We start from the raw sequence: 20,139 nt of genomic DNA on the forward strand, positions 1-20,139 counted from the left end.
CAGCTAGTTCACCTACTAATTAATACACTCGTATACAATACCATGCAAACATAATCTTCCTCTTCTGAATAAGCTAATTTACCTGTGTATATACCTCGTGTATTCTACCTGAGCTATGATCATACTTGGCTCCAGTAACACTAGCTAAGACATTCACTTCATCTCTCAATTTTAGCACTCCTAGTAAACCAAATATAATTGCTTCTTTATAGTCAATCACTTCATCAGAAGGTCTTTCAAACAAAACGCCCTTCGCATGTGCCTTAATCCTACTAACTAAATAATCATTTTTAGCTCCTCCTCCTGTTACTAATACACGCTGTCCTTCTTTTATACCGATCCCTGCTGCAATTTGAATAGCAATATGCTCTACTAGCGTAGCTAAATAATCTTCTACAGATAAGGTGTATTTATTAAGAATGGGTTTTATATAAGCATTTAAGAACTCTATCCCCAATGATTTAGGCGCAGACTGCTTATAGAAATCAAGTGCATTTAATTCTCTTAGCAGGTCTTCATTAATCGTTCCTTCTGAGGCAAGCATTCCTTTATCGTCATACTCTAAGCCAAGTTTGGCCACTTGTTCGTTAAGCAAGGTATTCACTGCGCTAATATCATAGGCTAATCTATAATTAAGCCTTCCTTCAAAAGAAATATTAGCAAATCCTCCAAGATTAAGACAAGCTTCGTATTCATTAAATAACAAGCGATCTCCTATAGGCACTAAAGGTGCTCCCTGTCCACCTAACAGAACATCTTGTACCCTAAAGTCACATATCACCTTCTGCTGTATTAAGTCAGCTAGTATAGGCATATTCCCTATCTGTAAAGTATAGCCAAGCTCTGGCTTATGAAAGACAGTATGACCGTGTGAGCATACTGCATCTATATTCTCTATCGTTTTATCTTTAATGAATTGATTAATCACAGTAGCTAAATAGGTAGTATAGCGTACATCTAATATTTCTATTTGTTTACTATCAAGATCGATTGCATTCTTTAATTGTTCTTTCCACTGAGCACTATAAGCGACAGTATCAGTACAGTGAACCTCAAAACTCCACTTACCACTTTCACAATTAAAAGTGATATAAGCCAGGTCTATTCCATCTAATGAAGTACCTGACATAACTCCGATGATATTATATTGGTATTTATTCATAGTATAAAGATTGGTTTTTTACTATAATCTACAAAAGTTTAAGTACAATATTCATTACATTATTCACTTATCAATACAGGTTCTTTAAAATAACAAACATTGTTTCGTCCAAAAATAAATTATAATCATTTTATGCATCAAATTTAAACAGAATCTAAATTGAATAATTGTTTTAAATCAATTATATTTGAGAGCTACAAAAATTAGAACAACTAAAAAATTAAGAGACTATAAATGGATTTTAAATTTACAGAAGAGCAATTGATGATTCAGCAAGCTGCTCGCGACTTTGCTCAAACAGAATTATTACCAGGTGTAATTGAAAGAGATGAACATTCTAAATTCCCAACAGAACAAGTTAAAAAACTTGGTGAATTAGGATTCTTAGGAATGATGGTAGATCCTAAATACGGAGGTAGCGGATTAGACAGCGTATCTTATGTATTAGCTATGGAAGAAATTGCAAAAGTAGATGCTTCTGCTGCTGTAGTTATGTCAGTAAATAACTCATTAGTATGTGCTGGTTTAGAAAAATATGCTAGTGAAGAACAAAAACAAAAATACCTAGTACCTCTAGCTTCAGGACAAGTAATCGGTGCATTCTGTTTATCAGAGCCAGAAGCAGGTTCAGATGCTACATCTCAAAAAACTACTGCTGTAGATATGGGAGATCACTATGTACTAAACGGTACTAAAAACTGGATCACGAATGGTAGTACAGCGGACTACTATATCGTAATCGCTCAAACTGATGTAGAGAAAAAACACAAAGGAATCAATGCTTTCATCGTTGAAAAAGGATGGGCTGGTTTTGAAATCGGAGCTAAAGAACAAAAAATGGGAATCAGAGGATCTGATACACATTCATTAATGTTCACAGACGTAAAGGTTCCTAAAGAAAATAGAATCGGAGAAGACGGATTCGGATTTGCATTTGCAATGAATGTATTAAACGGAGGACGTATCGGTATCGCTTCTCAAGCATTAGGTATCGCTCAAGGTGCTTACGAATTAGCATTAAAATACTCTAAAGAGCGCAAAGCTTTTGGTACTGAAATTATCAACCACCAAGCAGTTGCATTTAAATTAGCTGATATGGCTACTCAAATCACTGCTGCTAGAATGCTTTGCTTCAAAGCTGCTGCTGAGAAAGATGCAGGTCAAGATATTTCATTATCTGGTGCTATGGCTAAGTTATTCGCTTCTAAAACAGCAATGGATACAACTATTGAAGCTGTACAAATCCACGGAGGTAATGGATATGTAAGAGAATATCACGTAGAAAGAATGATGCGTGATGCTAAGATCACTCAAATCTATGAAGGTACTTCTGAGATTCAAAAGATCGTTATTTCTAGAGCTATTGCTAAATAAGCATTACTCAATCCTTATAAAAAAGGCTATTAACCACTTGTGTTAATAGCCTTTTCTTATTTATTGTACATTGACCTTGATGGGTAATTTAAATGTTGTCGGGACACGCCTGCCATTCTGAGAAGCAGGTTGCCACTGAGGCATTGTTTGAAATACAGCTATAATATTTCTCTTTAAATAAGGTGGTAGATATCCTTGTATACTCTGAATAACAATATCAGAGAATGTACCATCTATATCTACTGTAAAGTTCACATTAAAACGATACTGCTCACCTTGATTTAAATAATGATCTAAATTAAGTTTATTAATCATATTTGCTCTAAAAGTCTCTTCCCCTTCATATGGACTTGCTTCTATTATCAAAGAAAAAAAAGGTTTACCATACTCTTCCTCCATGTATTCAATATTAGTATCCGCACTGTTAGAACTAACTTCTTCACCAGAAGCTGTAATTATTTCTTTCTCAGGACTAACAGTTATATCAGTAATACTAGTATCATATTCTATAATATCCCCTCCTACTACTCCTACTTGTGTAATATCAGCTGGCATTTGGTTGTTAAACCTAACTCTTGGACCTTCAAAATAGTTTCCTAAAGGAATTTCTTCTACAGGTACATAGTCAATTATAGGACTTGTTAATAGATAATAAGCTTCGACAGTGTTAGCTAAGTCATTATTACTATCTGGAAGAGGAAGTAAGGGACAAAATACAATAGTTTCATCTTTTCTATTAGAATCAGAAGTAAACAAATAAGAACTACCAATAACACCTAGACATAAGAATACACTTACTCCTAAAGCAAACAACATGATTTTAGCATCACTTTGTTTGGGATGAAAAGGGCTATAATATAATTTTACCGTACTCATAATCTTCTACTTACGTTATGTAAAAATAGCGTTTTTAAGATTAACAAATACCTTATAAGCAAAAAAAGACCTACTGTAAATAGTAAGTCTTTGTTTAAAACGTATTAAACATTGATTCGTGAGAATTTTCTTTTCTCTTTTTCATATAATTTAATCTGTACGATTCTACTTAAAGGGCAATAAACACCGCTAATCACCTAAACCAAAAATACAAACAAAAAGTTAAATACAAAACAAAAAACAACATTAATACCAAAAAAGATATACTTAAACAAAAACAGTTAAAAATAAACTTTAGCAAAGACTATTGCTTTTAACACAATCATTGAACTCTCTTTTGTAATTTTACACCAAACTTTATCTATACATGAAGCCACCTAAATCTATAAAAGCGAAGATTCTCTTTCTATACTTTACGCTATTTGCAGCTGCATTATTCTCTGGAGCGTATATTTATAAAGAGGCTAAAAAATTTACTATTCCTGAGGAGCATGTAATTGAAGAAAATAATAAAATCTTCTTAGTTACTAGTGCTATCAATAACCTATACAGTAGTGAAGCTTATAGTAGAACAGCTATTCTGAGTGGTAATAGTAAAGATATCAAGCTCTATTATAAAGAGCTCGACACCATCGTTAAGCAAATTAACTTGGTACAAACACATGTACAAGATCCTATTACAGTAGTGAAGCTTGACTCTGTTAAAGACCTACTTTCTCGTAAAAAAGTCAGTTTTGAAAACATTATCAAAGCTAGAAAAGATCTTTCTGCTGAAAACAAATACACTGAGGCTTTCTCTGAAATCTACAATATCCGTGAAGAAATAGAGAAAAACATACAACCTATCGTAATCCAAAGTAAAGAAAAGGAGAAAAGAAGTGGTTGGGCAAGGTTATTCAAAGGAGATCATACTGATACTATTAAAACAACTATTAACTATCCTAGTATATCTGACTCTATTATCAATGCAATGGAGCGTATCCTTATCGCTACACAAGAGAAAATCAATGACAAACAAAACAACTTGCTCAACCAAGAACAACGTTTACTGAAAGAAAACAAGATTATCACTGATCAGCTAAGAGGTATCCTACAGAATGTAGAACAAAATATACTTACACTATCTTATCAAAAGATCAATGAGTCAAAATCTAGAATTAGCGCTGCTTCTACCAATATCGCGTATATCGGAGGGACTGCACTAATCGTAGTTTTAATACTAGGGTGGATTATCATTAGGGATATCAATCAAACACAGGAATACAGAAATGCATTAGAAAAACTAAATAAAGAGAATGAAGTGCTACTGCGCAGTAAGTCTATGCTGCTCGCTACAGTAACTCATGATTTACAGACTCCTCTAGGGGGACTTATTGGTTTTACTGATTTATTAGATCAAACAAACCTTGATAACAAACAACAGAAGTACGTTAACAACATTAAGTCTTCTTCTAAGTATATCACAAATTTAGTCAACGACTTAACAGATTTCTCTAGATTAGAGAACAACAAAATAAGTATACAACAGAAAGCATTCAACCCTAAAGAACTAGTAGATAACACATGTAATATACTAGTGCCTAATGCTGAGAACAAAAACATAAAATTAAATTGGTCAATTGAAGATAGCTTAAATAGCAACTTTGTCTCAGATCCGCATCGTATAAAGCAAATACTAACAAACTTAGTCACTAACGCAATCAAGTTTACACAAGAAGGAGGAGTGAATGTTAGTGTTACGAAAGAAAAAGAATATATAGTCTTTAAAGTTTCTGATTCTGGAATAGGAATAGCAGCTAACCAAACTAAGAATATCTTTAACGAGTTTCAACAAGCTCATGATGGAATAGAAAAGAAATTTGGAGGTACTGGATTAGGACTTAATATTTCTAAAAGAATGATTGAATTATTAGGAGGAACTATTCATGTAGAGAGTATATTGAATGAAGGATCTACCTTCACCTTTACAATACCTATTATAGAAGCTGAAGAAGACACCAATATAATTGTACACACCAATGACTTACAATCTGTATTCCAATCTCTTAATAGGATAAATATAGTTGTTATAGATGATGATAAAGTACAGTTACAATTGATGGAAGAGATTCTTTCTCCTTTATTTAATAAAGTCACTGTAACTTTCGATCCTACATCCATAGAAGCTATTTTAAAAGAAGATCAATACAATTTGATACTTAGTGATATTCAGATGCCTAAGATGGACGGATTTGAGCTTATAAGTCATTTAAAGAAAAATACTGATTTTAAGACCATTCCTGTTATAGCACTTTCTGGTAAAAGAGATATTACAATGGAAGAATTCACTCAAGCAGGGTTTGCTTCTGCGCACCCAAAACCATTACAGCTTACAGAGTTACTAATTCTAATTTCTAATATTCTTAATCTTGACTATCAATTAAACAGTTCTAGAACTAAAGAAAAGAACATTGAAGACGCTAATAATCAAACAACAATAAGTGCTACTTATAACACGAATACACTAAAACAATTTATTGGAGATGATCTTAATGCTTTAAGGAACCTTCTAGTAATCTTTATAGAAAGTACAGAAGAGAACCTATTAGACATGCATTATGCTGAAGAAGATTTTGACTTAGAACAAATTGGAAATATAGCTCATAAAATGCTACCTATGTTCAGACAACTTGAAATTACATCCATTATACCTCTTCTAGAAGTACTAGAAGATAAAACAATAACTTTCGAAACTCAACTTGAACTAAGAAACTATATTGAGGTATTGGAAGATAAAATAAACTTAATACTTACTCAGATAAAACAGAATCACTTAGAAGAATAACTAATCAAAAAGCCCCTTAATACGAATATTAAGGGGCTTTATATATAACAATAATCTTGTCTATTATTTCAAACTAGCAACTGTTGTTAGCTCATCTGATTCTAATGTATAATCAATTGAATCAAACTCAAATCCAAACAAGTTGAAGAAGTCTTTTCTATATCCAGCTAAATCAGAAATAGCTTCGATATTCTCTGAAGTTACCTCTTCCCATAACTTAGCTACTGCAGATTGTACATCTTCTCTCATCTCCCAATCATCAACACGAATACGTCCTTCTGTATCTAAAGCTAAACTACCTCCATATAAACGATCAGCAAATAAACGTTGCATTTGCTCAATACATCCTTCATGAATATTTTTCTCTTTCATTACTTTATATAATAATGAAATATATAAAGGAACAACAGGGATAGCAGAACTTGATTGAGTAACTAAAGCCTTATTTACAGAAACATAAGATACACCATTAAGATCTTTAAGTAAATCATTAATTACTGGTACCGTAGCCTCTAAATCATTTTTAGCCATACCTATAGTACCATTTCTATAGATAGGGTAAGTTAATTCAGGTCCTATATAAGAATAAGCAACTGTTTTAGCTCCATTTGCTAAAACACCCGCTGCTTTTAAGTCTTCAATCCAGAATTTCCAATCCTCTCCCCCCATTACAGCAATAGTGTTATCAATATCGCTTTGTTCCTTAACAGGATCAATACTAATATTAGATACAACACCTGTATGGAAGTCTACTGTTTTATTAGTGAAAGGTTCTCCGATAGGTTTTAATACTGAAGCATAAGCTACACCAGTCTTTGGATGAGTTCTACGTGGCGAAGCTAAACTGTAAACAACTAAATCTACTTGACCTAAGTCTTTTTTAATTAGCTCTATAGTTTCTTTCTTAATTTCGTCAGAAAAAGCATCTCCATTAATACTCTTTGCATAAATACCAGCCTGTTTAGCTTGCTCTTCAAAAGCTGCAGAATTATACCATCCTGCTGTACCTGGTCTACCTTCTGTACCTGGTTTTTCAAAGAACACACCAATTGTAGCTGCATTAGAACCAAAAGCAGCAGAAATACGTGAAGCTAATCCAAATCCTGTAGAAGCTCCAATTACTAATACCTTTTTAGGTCCGTTTACTATTTGTCCTTTAGACTTAACATATTCGATTTGCGTTTTTACATTCTCTGCACATCCTTCTGGATGAGAAGTTAAGCAAATAAATCCTCTAGTTCTAGGTTGTATAATCATTATAAATCTTTTTCTACTTAGTTGAATTTAAACCAAGTTGCAAATTACGCATTTTATCACAACAATACATATTTATTATTATAAAATAACATATCTACAAATTCCTCATCTTCAACAAGAAACTTTAATTATGAGATAAAAAAAAGGTTGGACATGTCCAACCTTTTTTACTTCTTATAAATCTGTGATTATAAATTCACTTCTTCTATTCTCTTGATGTTCTCTCTCACTACAAGGAACATTGTTTTTACAACGATTGATAATTCCTCTTTCTCCATATCCTACACCTCTTAATCTCAATCTATTCACTCCTTGACGTACTAACCAATCTACTGTTTGATCTGCACGACGCTCTGATAATCTTAAGTTATACTCATCAGGACCAACACTAGAAGTGTACGAACGAACTTCTAATTTTAATGAAGGATTAGTCATCATAATAGATGCTACTTTAGACAATTCTAATTGTGCATCACTTCTAATAACAGAACTATCATTATTAAAGTATATCGGTGCTAAATCTGTAAGCTTACCTAAATCATCTCCAATTCTTGGATTACCTTCATTCTTTCTTTTAGGTTCCATATAGTCGTTATCATCATCAGTTGGATAATTAAGAGATGAAAATGCCTTACTTCTTTCTAATTCAAAGTCAACCTCTATAGAATCATCCTTATTAACATCTTCTACAGATACTTCTTCAGATTTATATCCTTTAGCTTTAACGGCTACATAGTAATCTCCTTTAGATTTGTTGAATAAGAAAATGATAATTTTATAGAAGTATAATAAAGCAACCAAATCAACAGAGTGAACCAAACGGTTGACAAAGTTAATGACTTAAGAACTGAGTAGGACTTTGTTGATTCTACTAAAAGGTATCAGACTAGTAATTAAGACGTTCGGGTCTAGTATTAAGGTTTAGATGATATTTAGTAATAGGTTGCCTTAAATAATTATCATATGGACAAATTTACACAATTTATCGGAATCGACATTTCAAAAGAGTATTTTGATGCATCAATTTATGTAGAAGTAAACAAGTATAAGCACAACCAATTTGCTAATACAAAGAAAGGTGTTTTAGAATTTATGAAATGGATGAAGAGTGAAGGTTGTTCTATTGATAATACATTAGTCTGTATGGAACATACAGGAATTTATAAGAATATTTTAGTTAGAGAATTACAAGTTAAAAACTGTAATATCTGGGTAGAGATGGCTTACAAGATTATTAGAAGTAGTGGAATACAAAGGGGGAAAAATGATAAGGTAGATTCAGCAAGAATAGCGTTATATGCTAAAAAGAATCAAGAAGAGGCAACTTTGTTTAAAGCATCTGATCAAGTAATAGATAAGATGCAAGCATTATTAGGTCAACGTGAAATGAGTATAGCTCATAAAACGGCAATGAGTACAAGAACAAATGAATTAAAGGACTTTAATGTTGATTTGTATAAAATACTATGTACTAATGAAAAAGCTTCATTAAAAGCCTTAGAAGAGATGATTAAGTCAATAGATAATCAATTAGATATTCTGTTAAAAGAGCATCAAGAAATTAAAGAGATTTATGACTGTGTTACATCTGTAGTTGGTATTGGGCCTATTACAGCAATGTTCTTGATCTGTTATACTAATAGATTTACCTCATTTGATGATGCTAGACAGTTAGCATCATACTGTGGAGTAGTTCCTTTTGAGTATACATCAGGCAAATGCGTAAAAGGAAAGCCTAAAGTACACTTCATGTCAAATAAGAAGCTTAAAAAGCTTTTACATATGTGTGCATTATCAAGTATTAGGCATGATCCAGAGATCAAGAGTTATTATGAGAGAAAAGTGGGAGACGGAAAGCACAAAATGCTTGTGTTAAACAATGTAAGAAACAAATTAGTACAACGTATATGTGCGTGCGTTGAAAACCGAAAAATGTATGTAATGAAACAAGTAGCTTAATCAAAAGCTATACATAACGGATATAAACATAGAGGATAATATACATTATTCCAGGCATGTCTATGTCTTAGATAATTGAATTATTATCAGAAAAACGAAATAAATATTATGAATTATTATTTGCTTTTATCATAGTAATCAATCTGAACAGAATTATTTGGATACTTATCTATATTCTCTATGATAAAATAATCGTTCTTTCCATCCCCATCTGGCGAAACTGCATTATAAATCTTTAATTCTGAATTATAATCTGAATCCACTAATGCCAATGTAAAAACACCTTGAGCTTCTACTACAATAGGCGTCTTTACAGTCTTTGTTGATACATCTACTATACCTCCTAAGTCTTCCCATTTTAAGCCCTTATCATCCCAACGAACAATGTGTAAACTCTTCTCTGGATTAGCCAATAAAAAAGAAGGGGGCGTTTGCTCATTCCAACTTAAAGTTAATATAATAGCTCCATTACTCGCTTCATTCTTTACTTCCCAATACTCCTCATTATTTATATCTATAATCGCATTTTTAACATTATGTGCTCGACCCACCAAAGGATTTACACGTTTATACTGGGTTTGAAATAAATTTTGTAATCCGCTACTCTCTCCTAGGGTAATTGGGCGATAATATGTCCCATCTCCTACTGGCATTTCCATTTCTTTTTTTGCATCTAGATCGGCCATACCAACTACGTGACTTTCATCTCCTACACCCTCTACACTTGAGCTTTCTAAAAAGGTAATACTTCCTGATAATGGAGTATTTACAACTACATGACCGCGCTCAAAATAAGCTTTACCAGCAATACTTATTTCATTCTCTAAATCAATTCCATTACTATTAAAGATTACATCTTCAAACAAAGTGGAATTTGCTCCTCCTGATATTTTTTGTTTTGCTTTAGCTTCACTCAATTGTTCAAAGAATACCTGACTAGCCTTGACTGAACGTGAAAAAACAAAAGCACCTGTATTACTAAAATCATCTAAAAAATAGATATCTCCAGAATTTACAAAATTTCCTTGAGCACTATTAACAAACTCTCCACTTACAAACAAGACTTCATTAGCAGATACAAACATTTCTCCTGTATTATAAAGCTCTACTTTCTCTTGTGCATGTAGCACACAAGAAGTTATAAGCACAGGTATTAATTTCAATGTATTCCCTTTTTTCATATCATTTTTTTTACACTTATTTATATAAAATTCACAGATATACACATACCAAAAGCAAACATTATAACAAATAACAAAATTAAAAATAAAATTAACATTTAATAATCAATTAAAAAACATTTTTTAACACACTATCTATTAAACAATTATTAACAAAAAAATTCTACTTCTAATGATTTTAAATCAAAACAATACTCATCTTAAGTCTGAAAACCCTCTATAATTACATAAAACCCTCGTTTAATACATTTTAAATATTTGAAAAACATTGTTTTTTAAACTCTTGAACCAAATAAAAAAGCTAAAAAAGACATTATATACAGTTTAGTATATTAATATTCAAACAATCAATCACTTAAAAATCTAAAAAACATTACTCAGTATAAATCCATAAACCTAAGACTAACAAAATATAGATGCCCCCCCTAAGGAAACAGCACATAAGTTTCTAACTAATGGAATACTTTATCTTTTTATGTCTTTCACACCAAATAAGCTACCAATAATAAACTCCCTAATAAGACATCAGGTTAAAAAATGAAGGGGTAATCCGTCCTAAAAAAACTGTACAGCTATAGTAGGACGAGACACCCCTAATTAGACTGATCACATAGTGGTCCCATAGTTATGGGATACTGCTCGCATAAAAAAGAGATAAAAGTATGCGACCACTACCCCATAAACAACCTATAAATATCCTATTAAATGTAATATGATCAATTACATTATCAAAATCTCATAATAGACAGCTACCATACTACTTATGTTCTAATACATCCTAATTAACCTTTAATACTACAAATAACAATATCTAAAATGAAAACTATAATAGCAATCAATACCAAATACTACAAATAAAAAAAGCTCCCTTACGGGAGCTTTTAGTGGCTAATGCTGTTAGTTTTAAATCCTACAGCAGGATCGGTCGAAAAAAAAATTGTTTTGTTGTTTTTAAGAACAATTATAATATAGTATAAACGTAAACTTAAGTCATTATATTACAATTCTGTAACAATAAATTCACTACGTCTATTTAACTGATGTTCTTCTACTGTACATGGCACTCCATTACTACACTTATTCTGTAATTGTGTCTCACCATATCCTTGTCCTGTCACTCGGCTTGCCTCGATACCTTGACTGATAATCCACTGTACTGTAGACTTCGCTCTGCGATCAGACAATCTTAAGTTATAATCATCATTCCCTCTACTATCTGTATGAGAACGTACATCTATCTTCATAGTAGGGTACTCTTTTAATACTTCTACCACTTTCATTAATTCAATAGATGCATCTCTACGAATATTTGATTTATCAAAATCAAAATAGATTGGATTCAGTTTTAATTTCTTAAATAGATCATCATCTTTAGTAATAGGTTTCTCTGTTTTCTCTAAAGGAATATCTTGTTTTTTAACTCCTCCAGCTACAGCATCTAATTGTACGATTACTTCTTCTGTATTATACTTCTCAGCTGTTGCTTTTAAGCGATACTTCCCTCTACACTCTAGTTCATCTATTCTATAATATCCCTTATCATCAGTGATTATTTCTCCTATCACTTTATATGAGTTATCATACACAGTTACTTTAGCATTGGCTAATACCTCTTGAGTATCTTTATCAAACACAATACCTTCTAGGCTCTGGTGACATATTTTCTGCATAAAGAAGTAAATATCATCTCCCCCTACACCATTCACTCTATTAGAACTAACGAATCCTTTGCGTGTCTTACTATCAATATAGAATGCAAAATCATCTGTGCTACTATTAATAGGTGTTCCCATATTCGTCACTTGACCTACACTTCCATCTACATTAATCTTCGTCACGAATACATCTAAACCACCAAGTCCTGGGTGTCCATCTGAACTAAAGAACAAGAAGTGATCTTTAGATATAAATGGAAATGTCTCTCTACCTGCTGTGTTTACTTTATTCCCTATATTCTCTACTTTACCATATTCTCCAGTAGGATATAATGCTACTCTGAAAATATCAGATTGTCCTAAAGTACCTTCTCTATCTGAAGAGAAATATAACCATTTGTCATCAGGTGTTAAAGCTGGGTGAGCTGTATTATAGTTATCCGAGTTAAACGGCAACTCTTCTACATTCTCCCATTTACCTTCTTCTGATAAAGTCGCTTTATATATTTTTAATAAAGTCGAATGCTCTTTATTTAATCTTCTCTTTCCTTTTGCACTTGTATTATTACGTGTAAAATACATCGTCTTCCCATCAGAAGTAAATACAGCTGTTGCTTCATTTACTTTAGTGTCTAACTCAGGTGCAAACTTCACGGGCTCTTCAAAAGTACCGTCTGCATTAATCACACTACTGTATAAACTTGTAAAACTCTCGTTCGTCCATTCGTGTAATCTCTTTCCTGACTGATGTTCTGTATTACGAGCAGAAGTATAAATCAACTGATTTCCTAATAAAGCTGCTCCATAATCTGAATAGGCAGTGTTCACACTTATATTCTTTAGCTCATAGCGATCAGAGTTATTCTCTATCTCTTTTAGATAACGGTCTTTAGTAGATTCAAAAAGTTGTGCTCTAGAATCGTTTGCCTCTAATTTAGAGAACTCTTCCATCATCAGTTTTGACTTATCATAGTTCTCTACAGCTTTTAGCGTCTGTGCGTAACGATAATAATATTCTGATGGTAACACTTCTTTACCTTTATCTTCGTATTGACCTTCGAACAATTCAGTATACCACTGATTTGCTTCTATTAACTTTCCATTAAAGTAATATGCATCCGCTAACTTCTTCAGCATATCAGCATTAGTATACCCTTTGCTAGCGATGCGTTCATAGATCTTAATCGCATCTACGTAAGCTTGGGTTTGATATTCTTTATCCGCTTTCTTCTCTGCTACCTTCTGTCCATAGGTACTCATACCTACGAAAAGCAACATCGTCAATAAGCTTATTCTCAATAGCTGTTTTTTCATACTTGTTTTCTTAACTCCTCTCTTATTAGAAGAAACGAGGAGCATTAATTGTACTACGACGGTTAAATAATTCGAATCTCATGAAAATCTCGTGTGAACCTGAGTTATAACGTTTAAGTGCAGTAGTCTCAAAGTCATAAGAATATCCAACAAATAAATTATCATTTACCTGGAACCCTGCCAATGCACTAACCGAAGCATCCCAACGATAAGCAGCTCCTAATGTAAACTTGTCATACATCAAAAAGTTAGCTGTCAAGTCTACTTGTAATGGTGCACCACTTACTGCCTTAACTAAAGCGGCCGGCTTAAATAATAAGTTCTCACTCACATCGAATACATACCCTCCCATTAAGTAGAAGTGCATCTTCTGACGCATCGTCGTAATATCATTATCATCGTAGCGATCTGTAGTCAAAAAGTTCGGAACCGATAATCCTACATAAGCTTTGTCAGAGTATAAATAAACCCCTGCTCCAATATTTGGGTTAAACTTGTTATTTAGATTCTCTTGGCTTACAGGATCTGTAGGATTGTGGATATTAAGCTTTGTATAATCAACACTTAATAGATTAGCAGTCGCTTTTAACCCGAATGCTAATTTATAATCAGCGTTTAAGTCAATAGCATAAGCTAAATCTACAGAGATATTATTCTCATCCATCGCTCCTATACGATCATTCGTAAAGTTCACTCCTAGTCCTAATCCACTTTCTCCAAGAGGCGTAGATACAGATACATTCGCAGTCTTAGGTGCTCCATCTAGTCCTACCCACTGTGTTCTGTACATCCCGAATACGTTCAGTGTTCCTCTACTACCTGCATAAGCTGGGTTGATCATATTAGCATTATACATATACTGTGTATACTGTGGATCTTGTTGAGCTTGCATTTGAGAAAAGCAGCCTAAGGCGAATAGGCTGATTCCGATTTTCTTTATGTTTTGTTGAATATTCATGTATTCTCTTACTTATTGCTTTCTAAATGTAGGTAACCCGATTTCTTAATCATACGCGAACCGCTAGCGTCTTTATACTCATAACTCACGATGTAGAAATAAGTACCTGTAGGTAATTTCTCCCCTTTATTTACAGTAACACGTCCATCAGAGTATCCTCTAAACACATTACCTGCACTGTCATAACTCTTCGTATCATATACCTTAACTCCCCAACGGTTATAAATCTCTACTGTATTATTAGGGAATCTGTTGATATTATCTATGATAAAGTAATCATTCTTACCGTCTCCATCAGGAGAAACAAGGTTATAAATAACGATATCTCCGTCTAAGATTAGGTCTGTATTCACAGTAGCTAATGTAAAGAATCCGTACCCCTTAACACTTGTAGGTGTAGTGATCTCTTTTTTCTCTAGATCTACTACTCCTCCTTCGTCTACCCAAAGTTGTTGCTTAGCATCCCAGCGTACGATGTGTAATTCTTTCTCTGGGTTTACTAATAACTCTTTAGGTGTAGTACGCTCATCCCAACTTAACGTCAGCATGATGTCTCCTTTGCTATTATCACTTCCTTTATCTACTGTCCAGTACTCGCGCTCATCTAGTAAGTTAATCACTCCTGACTTAGCACTACGCGCTCTAAAGAAGTTCTTATCATCTAAGTTATACTTTCCTTCATACGCATCCTTTACATGGTCTGGAGCAGTGATTCTAGCATAACGGTATAGTCCTTTATCTCCCTTAGGATATTGGAATTCCTCATTACCTATCTTCTCTACATATCCTTCTGCATGGCTTCTATCTGTAGGCTTAAGTGCTTTCGCTCCTTGGTGGAAGGTTAGCATCCCTGCTAGTGAGTCTACCTTAATGATACCATCTTTAAAGTCTACACTACCTCTTATGTTAGCCTCGTTCTTTAGGTCGAAGGCCATGTCTTTAGTAGCGTTATCTAGTACTACGTCAAAGAAATTAGAAGGTTGGCTTCCTGTGATATGTTGAGCTCCTTTTGCTTCTTCAAAAGGAGTGAACACAGCTTTAGAACCTTTGGCGTTCGTGCTGTGATCGTAAATATTGTCATTGTTAAAGTTGCTGTAGTAATAAACCGTTCCATCATTCTTTACATACCCTTCTTTTGTATTGTCAAAATCATAGATAGTAGACATTACACCACCTTCTGCTACTGAAATCTTTCCTTGGTTTACCATTACTTGGTCTTTCTTAGCTTGCTGTGCTACTACTGTAGCTGGCAATGCTAAACCTAATAAGGCAACTGATTTATATATTTTTTTTGATTGCATAGTTTTCAGTTTTTAAATACTGTGCTAGTGTGAAACTAGCACAGTTATTATTCTATTATCTCACTTTTTGATAAATCATAGGATTCGTTATCAATAATCCATTCCCTTTTAAAGGTACATAAGTATGAAATTCTTTAGTAGCATCCCATCCTTCGTCACCTTCTTTATATGGTGTTGGATCTGTTGATTTTACTTCGACAGTACGTTCTGATTTAGGCAATTTACCAACTCCTTTTACAGTAGCTTGATTATAAACTCCTTTCGTTTCGAATATATCAGCTTCTGTTACTTTATAAGATACTGTGAACGTCCAAGTCTCATTTCTATTTAAAATACCATTATTATTTTTATCACCTGAGAAAGTCACTCCCTCTTGTATTGGTAAATGAGTGCGCTCATCTAGCTTAATAGTAAATCCAAACAATGGATCAATAATCTCAATATCCTCTATATCCATATCTCCAGCATTTTTCACATCGAAAGTATATAAGATTGTTTCTCCTACTTGTGCATATCCATCTTTACTCTCATCTGTAAACACTCCTTCTTTCTCTATAGTACAAGTTTCACACTCTTTTTGCTGTTGACCATAACCAAAACCATACATCATCGTTTGACCAATTACATTTTGAGTTACATCTACTTTATTGATATTTGCACCTGTTCCTTCTGAAATCCAATGTACTACTTGCAACGGTACCGCTACATTTCCATTATATCGATCATACACTTCCAATTCTTCTAATGAAGCATTCGTAGTTCTTTTTCCCCATAATGTTACATTCCCCCATTTATCAATATTAACACGAATAACTGGTGAAGGGTTATTAAATCGATCATTCTGATCAATATGTGTATTATCACTTTCATCATCATTAGGGTTTTTATTCACATTCCAAACAGCACTAGTTCCTGTCTCTCCAAATCTTTTTCCATCAGATTTAAAACGTACATTTCTATTTGCATGGCCTGTTTCAAACTCTAATTCTTCTTTATAAAGAGGTACTCCATTAATAACCATATTAAAAGAATTGTCTAATCGATAAATATCTACAACAAATCCTCCATCTGTAGCAGGTTGTTCAAACTTCTCAACCACATTACTACCTTCTTTTTGAGCTCCAGCTCTATGAAACCATCCAAAACCTTTACCTACGATGTCTTGATAACACTCATCTGCACAAGTAATATTAGAGACATGGATTCCACAACTTGGATCTTGAATGCGCTTAGAGAATGTGATATTATCTATCAGAGTATGTCCAAAACCTTTTCCAGTTTCTAAAGCTCTATCTTGACTCCCTCGAATAGCAATCTTCACATTTTTACTTACTACATCATCACATGCAGCTTCTGCAAATGTAAAACTAGCTGTCAACGGTACCCATCCTAAACTAAATCCTTCTGGCTTAGCTCCTTCTGGCAATCCAACACCTCCATACTTCAGTGGAACTGATGCATAGATATGACCAGTCTCTTTATCTAACACATCCATGATCATATAATCTTTATCATGGTAAGTCACATAAGAATAGATATCTAAAGTATAAACTCTGTCTTTCTCTATTTTTTCTGCTAATTCAAACTCATAAAATGGTTTAATGCTTTGCGCAGCTGAAGCAGCTCCTCTTACTAAGAATGCTGAACCATTTACTGCTCCAGACATATCTCTTATCGCTTTAGCATTATCCCAAGCTGGAGTCCAGTCAAAATTACTATTTGCTTCAGTTGGATCATTACTTGGTGCATTCTCTACCCATATTCCTTCATGCCAAGAATCTGTTGTAGGGATTCCCATCTGTACATACCCAGGAGGATTTACAGAGTAATATCCATTTTTGATACGTGCTACAGAGATAGTTTCACTATGAGGATTTCTATTCGCACCTGCATAACGACGATCGTTAACACCTGGTGCAAAAAGATAAGATGCTGTTGCTCCTCCTCTAGGTCCGTCTCTTAGTACCTTCCCTTCTTCTGTCAATATCTCTCCATTCACTCCTATACTAATAGAAGCTCGTTGACTCCAATCTGTTCTTCCTGAATTTACATTCCAATATCCACGATCAAAATCTTCAAAATACAATATCTTATCTACACACTCACCAAGTGCCATAAAGACAACTTCATTGATATTGTTACATCCTATTGATCCACTACCTCCAGGTAAATTACCTGAATCATTATTATAACATTCATAATGTGGATTCGTTGGTTTCACATTTGGATCTCCATTTGTTGCATCTGGATCAGAAACGTCAGCAGGTCTCATAATCGTTGATTCTGCAATCATTGATCCCGTCATACCGTTTAACACTCCCGTGATTTTATACTCAACTGTACATCCATTAGGTATTTGTAATTCTGAACGGAATGTACGCGTTAGAGGATCATAAGTAAGTGCTACTGATTCTTTAGCATTTCCATTTGCACATTTAAAAGTTGCTTTTACTCCTTTTGGATTGATTACATCCACCCCAGGAGGAACTGTAAATGTAAAAGGGGCACCATGAATTCCTTTACTAGCATCTGCTATAATATCAGAAGGTCCTTTATTACCTGCTGTCACTACATAATCTACTGTATCTCCTTTATGTCCTTTACCAGTACCACCTACTTTATAAGTAATATTCGTATAAAGGTCTGCCTCTTTTATAACAACCTCTGTCTTAATCTCTTTTTTATTTCCAACTCTGAACGTCCAAGTATCCATTGACTTTTTATCACCAAAAGTATTACTAGCTCCTCTTCCATTAATCCCCCATATATGTCCGTTAGTATTGCTACTAATTCCTCTATTTCCAGGAGTAAAGTGTGTATTAACTTTAGGATTAACAATCGACCCATTGCTTACATATGGTATATCACTATCATCCCAAAATACTAAATCTGATAGCACATTACTATAATTATGGTAATCTAACAATTCAATTGCTATACCTCCTATATTATATTCCATATCAAAGAAAGGGAAGTGAACTTCAGCACCTTGTAATTGTACATTTAGATCAACTGGAACTACACCTTTTAGCTTCGTTTTTCCATCTGTTCCACCTACTCCATCCCAATAAATTTTATTGTGTCCTTCTTTTGTATTTCCTTCTAATCTTTTAAATACAGATCCACTACTTATGATATCAATCGTAAACTGCTGTCCACTTACAGGGGCGTCAAACTCTATATACCCACCTTTATGTCCAAAAATACCTACTGTCCCTTCAGCACCTACTATCTTCACATTAGATACTTCTGGCTCTATTACTGTAGGATTTAACCATGTAGTCAAACCATAAGAGGTACTATTAATAGCAACTTTTGCCTTATTAGGCATATCTTTTGCAGGTAATGTATAGTAGATCTTATGGGTAATATTACTATCATCATCTGGAGTATTAGGATTATGAATTTTGTCAATAACCTTACTAGCTTCATTATTCATACTCTTATACAAAGAATTCTTTGTTTTAGCGTCATAGAAACCATTGTTATTCACAAAAAATGCCCATACAATACCTGAAGACCCCTTATGAGTAACTCTATATGTAAACCCATCATTAGTACGAACAAAAAATTCCCCTTTAAATTTTACATCTTGATAATTTGATCCACTAGAAAAATTTCCATTAGAAAAGTTTAAATTCGTAGCATAAACCCTACCATTAACAAACTTTGTGTTACTTTCATTAATAACTGATACATCCCAAGCTATAATACTAAAAGCTTCAACTTCTTTCCACTGAGTATCTGCTAATTGAACATATCCTGTTTCTCCTATGCGATTATTACCAACTGTTCTTTGACCAGTAAACTCTACACGATAAATTCCTTCACCTCCTACTGGAACAGTATAATAAATAGGTGTATACCCTCCTTTGCTATCATTTTTTAACCTAGGTCCAGCTAACTCAGCAGAACGATTTGGAATTTGCCCTTCTGTTTGATTATTATCAACAACTATACTACCGGAAGGATTATACAAAGTAATTCCTCCCTTAGCATCTCTCCAGTTAGTTGTTCCCTGAGCTGAAGATGCCATCGTAATAGTTTCCCCTACTTTAGCATATACATAATGTGCTCCAGCATTAGGAAAAGGTATTGCTTCTGGAGAACTATGTTTATTTCCCAATAACATAGCACGATGCCCACTTGCTCCACTAGGATATAAATTTCTAGAACCGTCTGCCAACATAGTTGTACTTACTCCTAAGACTAAACTTAGAGTAAGTACTACTTTGATTGTTATCTTATTTATAATTTTATATATCATATTATATTTGT

Annotated in this window: 12 protein-coding genes; 3 read left to right on the forward strand and 9 right to left on the reverse strand. The window is 33.6% G+C overall.

The window, feature by feature from the left end:
- Positions 1-73 precede the first annotated feature (73 nt).
- Positions 74-1,162 (reverse strand): anhydro-N-acetylmuramic acid kinase, encoded by a 1,089-nt coding sequence (locus BK054_RS00630; RefSeq protein ID WP_071306876.1) that lies wholly within the window; start codon positions 1,160-1,162, stop codon positions 74-76.
- 234 nt (positions 1,163-1,396) lie between these two features.
- On the opposite strand from BK054_RS00630, the gene BK054_RS00635 reads away from it, so the two are divergent.
- Positions 1,397-2,536 (forward strand): acyl-CoA dehydrogenase, encoded by a 1,140-nt coding sequence (locus tag BK054_RS00635; RefSeq protein ID WP_006258677.1) that lies wholly within the window; start codon positions 1,397-1,399, stop codon positions 2,534-2,536.
- A gap of 60 nt (positions 2,537-2,596) precedes the next feature.
- Here the strand turns inward: BK054_RS00635 and BK054_RS00640 are convergent, their stop codons facing one another.
- Entirely contained in the window at positions 2,597-3,412 is an 816-nt protein-coding gene (locus BK054_RS00640) for a hypothetical protein (protein ID WP_006261803.1), read from the reverse strand.
- 367 nt (positions 3,413-3,779) lie between these two features.
- Here BK054_RS00640 and BK054_RS00645 point away from each other — a divergent pair, with 367 nt between their 5' ends.
- On the forward strand, positions 3,780-6,236 hold the full coding sequence (locus BK054_RS00645; RefSeq protein WP_006258679.1) for an ATP-binding protein: 2,457 nt from the start codon (positions 3,780-3,782) through the stop codon (positions 6,234-6,236).
- 63 nt (positions 6,237-6,299) lie between these two features.
- Here the strand turns inward: BK054_RS00645 and fabV are convergent, their stop codons facing one another.
- Both fabV and BK054_RS00655 read right to left on the reverse strand, forming a co-directional pair.
- Entirely contained in the window at positions 6,300-7,493 is a 1,194-nt protein-coding gene (gene fabV, locus BK054_RS00650; protein WP_006258680.1) for an enoyl-ACP reductase FabV, read from the reverse strand.
- A gap of 174 nt (positions 7,494-7,667) precedes the next feature.
- Positions 7,668-8,312: an OmpA family protein gene (locus BK054_RS00655; RefSeq protein ID WP_006258681.1), complete on the reverse strand. Its 645-nt coding sequence runs from the start codon at positions 8,310-8,312 to the stop codon at positions 7,668-7,670.
- Positions 8,313-8,456: 144 nt separating this feature from the next.
- Between BK054_RS00655 and BK054_RS00660 the strand changes: the two genes are divergently transcribed.
- On the forward strand, positions 8,457-9,452 hold the full coding sequence (locus BK054_RS00660; RefSeq protein ID WP_006258682.1) for an IS110 family transposase: 996 nt from the start codon (positions 8,457-8,459) through the stop codon (positions 9,450-9,452).
- Between the two features lie 116 nt (positions 9,453-9,568).
- Here the strand turns inward: BK054_RS00660 and BK054_RS00665 are convergent, their stop codons facing one another.
- The 5 genes from BK054_RS00665 to BK054_RS00685 form a co-directional block, all read right to left on the reverse strand.
- Positions 9,569-10,633: a gliding motility-associated C-terminal domain-containing protein gene (locus BK054_RS00665; protein WP_071306877.1), complete on the reverse strand. Its 1,065-nt coding sequence runs from the start codon at positions 10,631-10,633 to the stop codon at positions 9,569-9,571.
- A gap of 998 nt (positions 10,634-11,631) precedes the next feature.
- Entirely contained in the window at positions 11,632-13,602 is a 1,971-nt protein-coding gene (locus BK054_RS00670; protein WP_036496858.1) for an OmpA family protein, read from the reverse strand.
- Positions 13,603-13,627: 25 nt separating this feature from the next.
- On the reverse strand, positions 13,628-14,560 hold the full coding sequence (locus BK054_RS00675; protein ID WP_006261807.1) for a type IX secretion system membrane protein PorP/SprF: 933 nt from the start codon (positions 14,558-14,560) through the stop codon (positions 13,628-13,630).
- Positions 14,561-14,568: 8 nt separating this feature from the next.
- Positions 14,569-15,861 (reverse strand): gliding motility-associated C-terminal domain-containing protein, encoded by a 1,293-nt coding sequence (locus tag BK054_RS00680; RefSeq protein ID WP_006261808.1) that lies wholly within the window; start codon positions 15,859-15,861, stop codon positions 14,569-14,571.
- Between the two features lie 55 nt (positions 15,862-15,916).
- A complete protein-coding gene (locus tag BK054_RS00685) occupies positions 15,917-20,128 on the reverse strand; it encodes a hypothetical protein (protein ID WP_006261809.1) in 4,212 nt (1,403 codons plus the stop codon).
- Positions 20,129-20,139 lie beyond the last annotated feature (11 nt).

Origin of the sequence: Myroides sp. ZB35 (assembly GCF_001865835.1) — a bacterium.
Lineage (GTDB): Bacteria > Bacteroidota > Bacteroidia > Flavobacteriales > Flavobacteriaceae > Flavobacterium > Flavobacterium odoratimimum.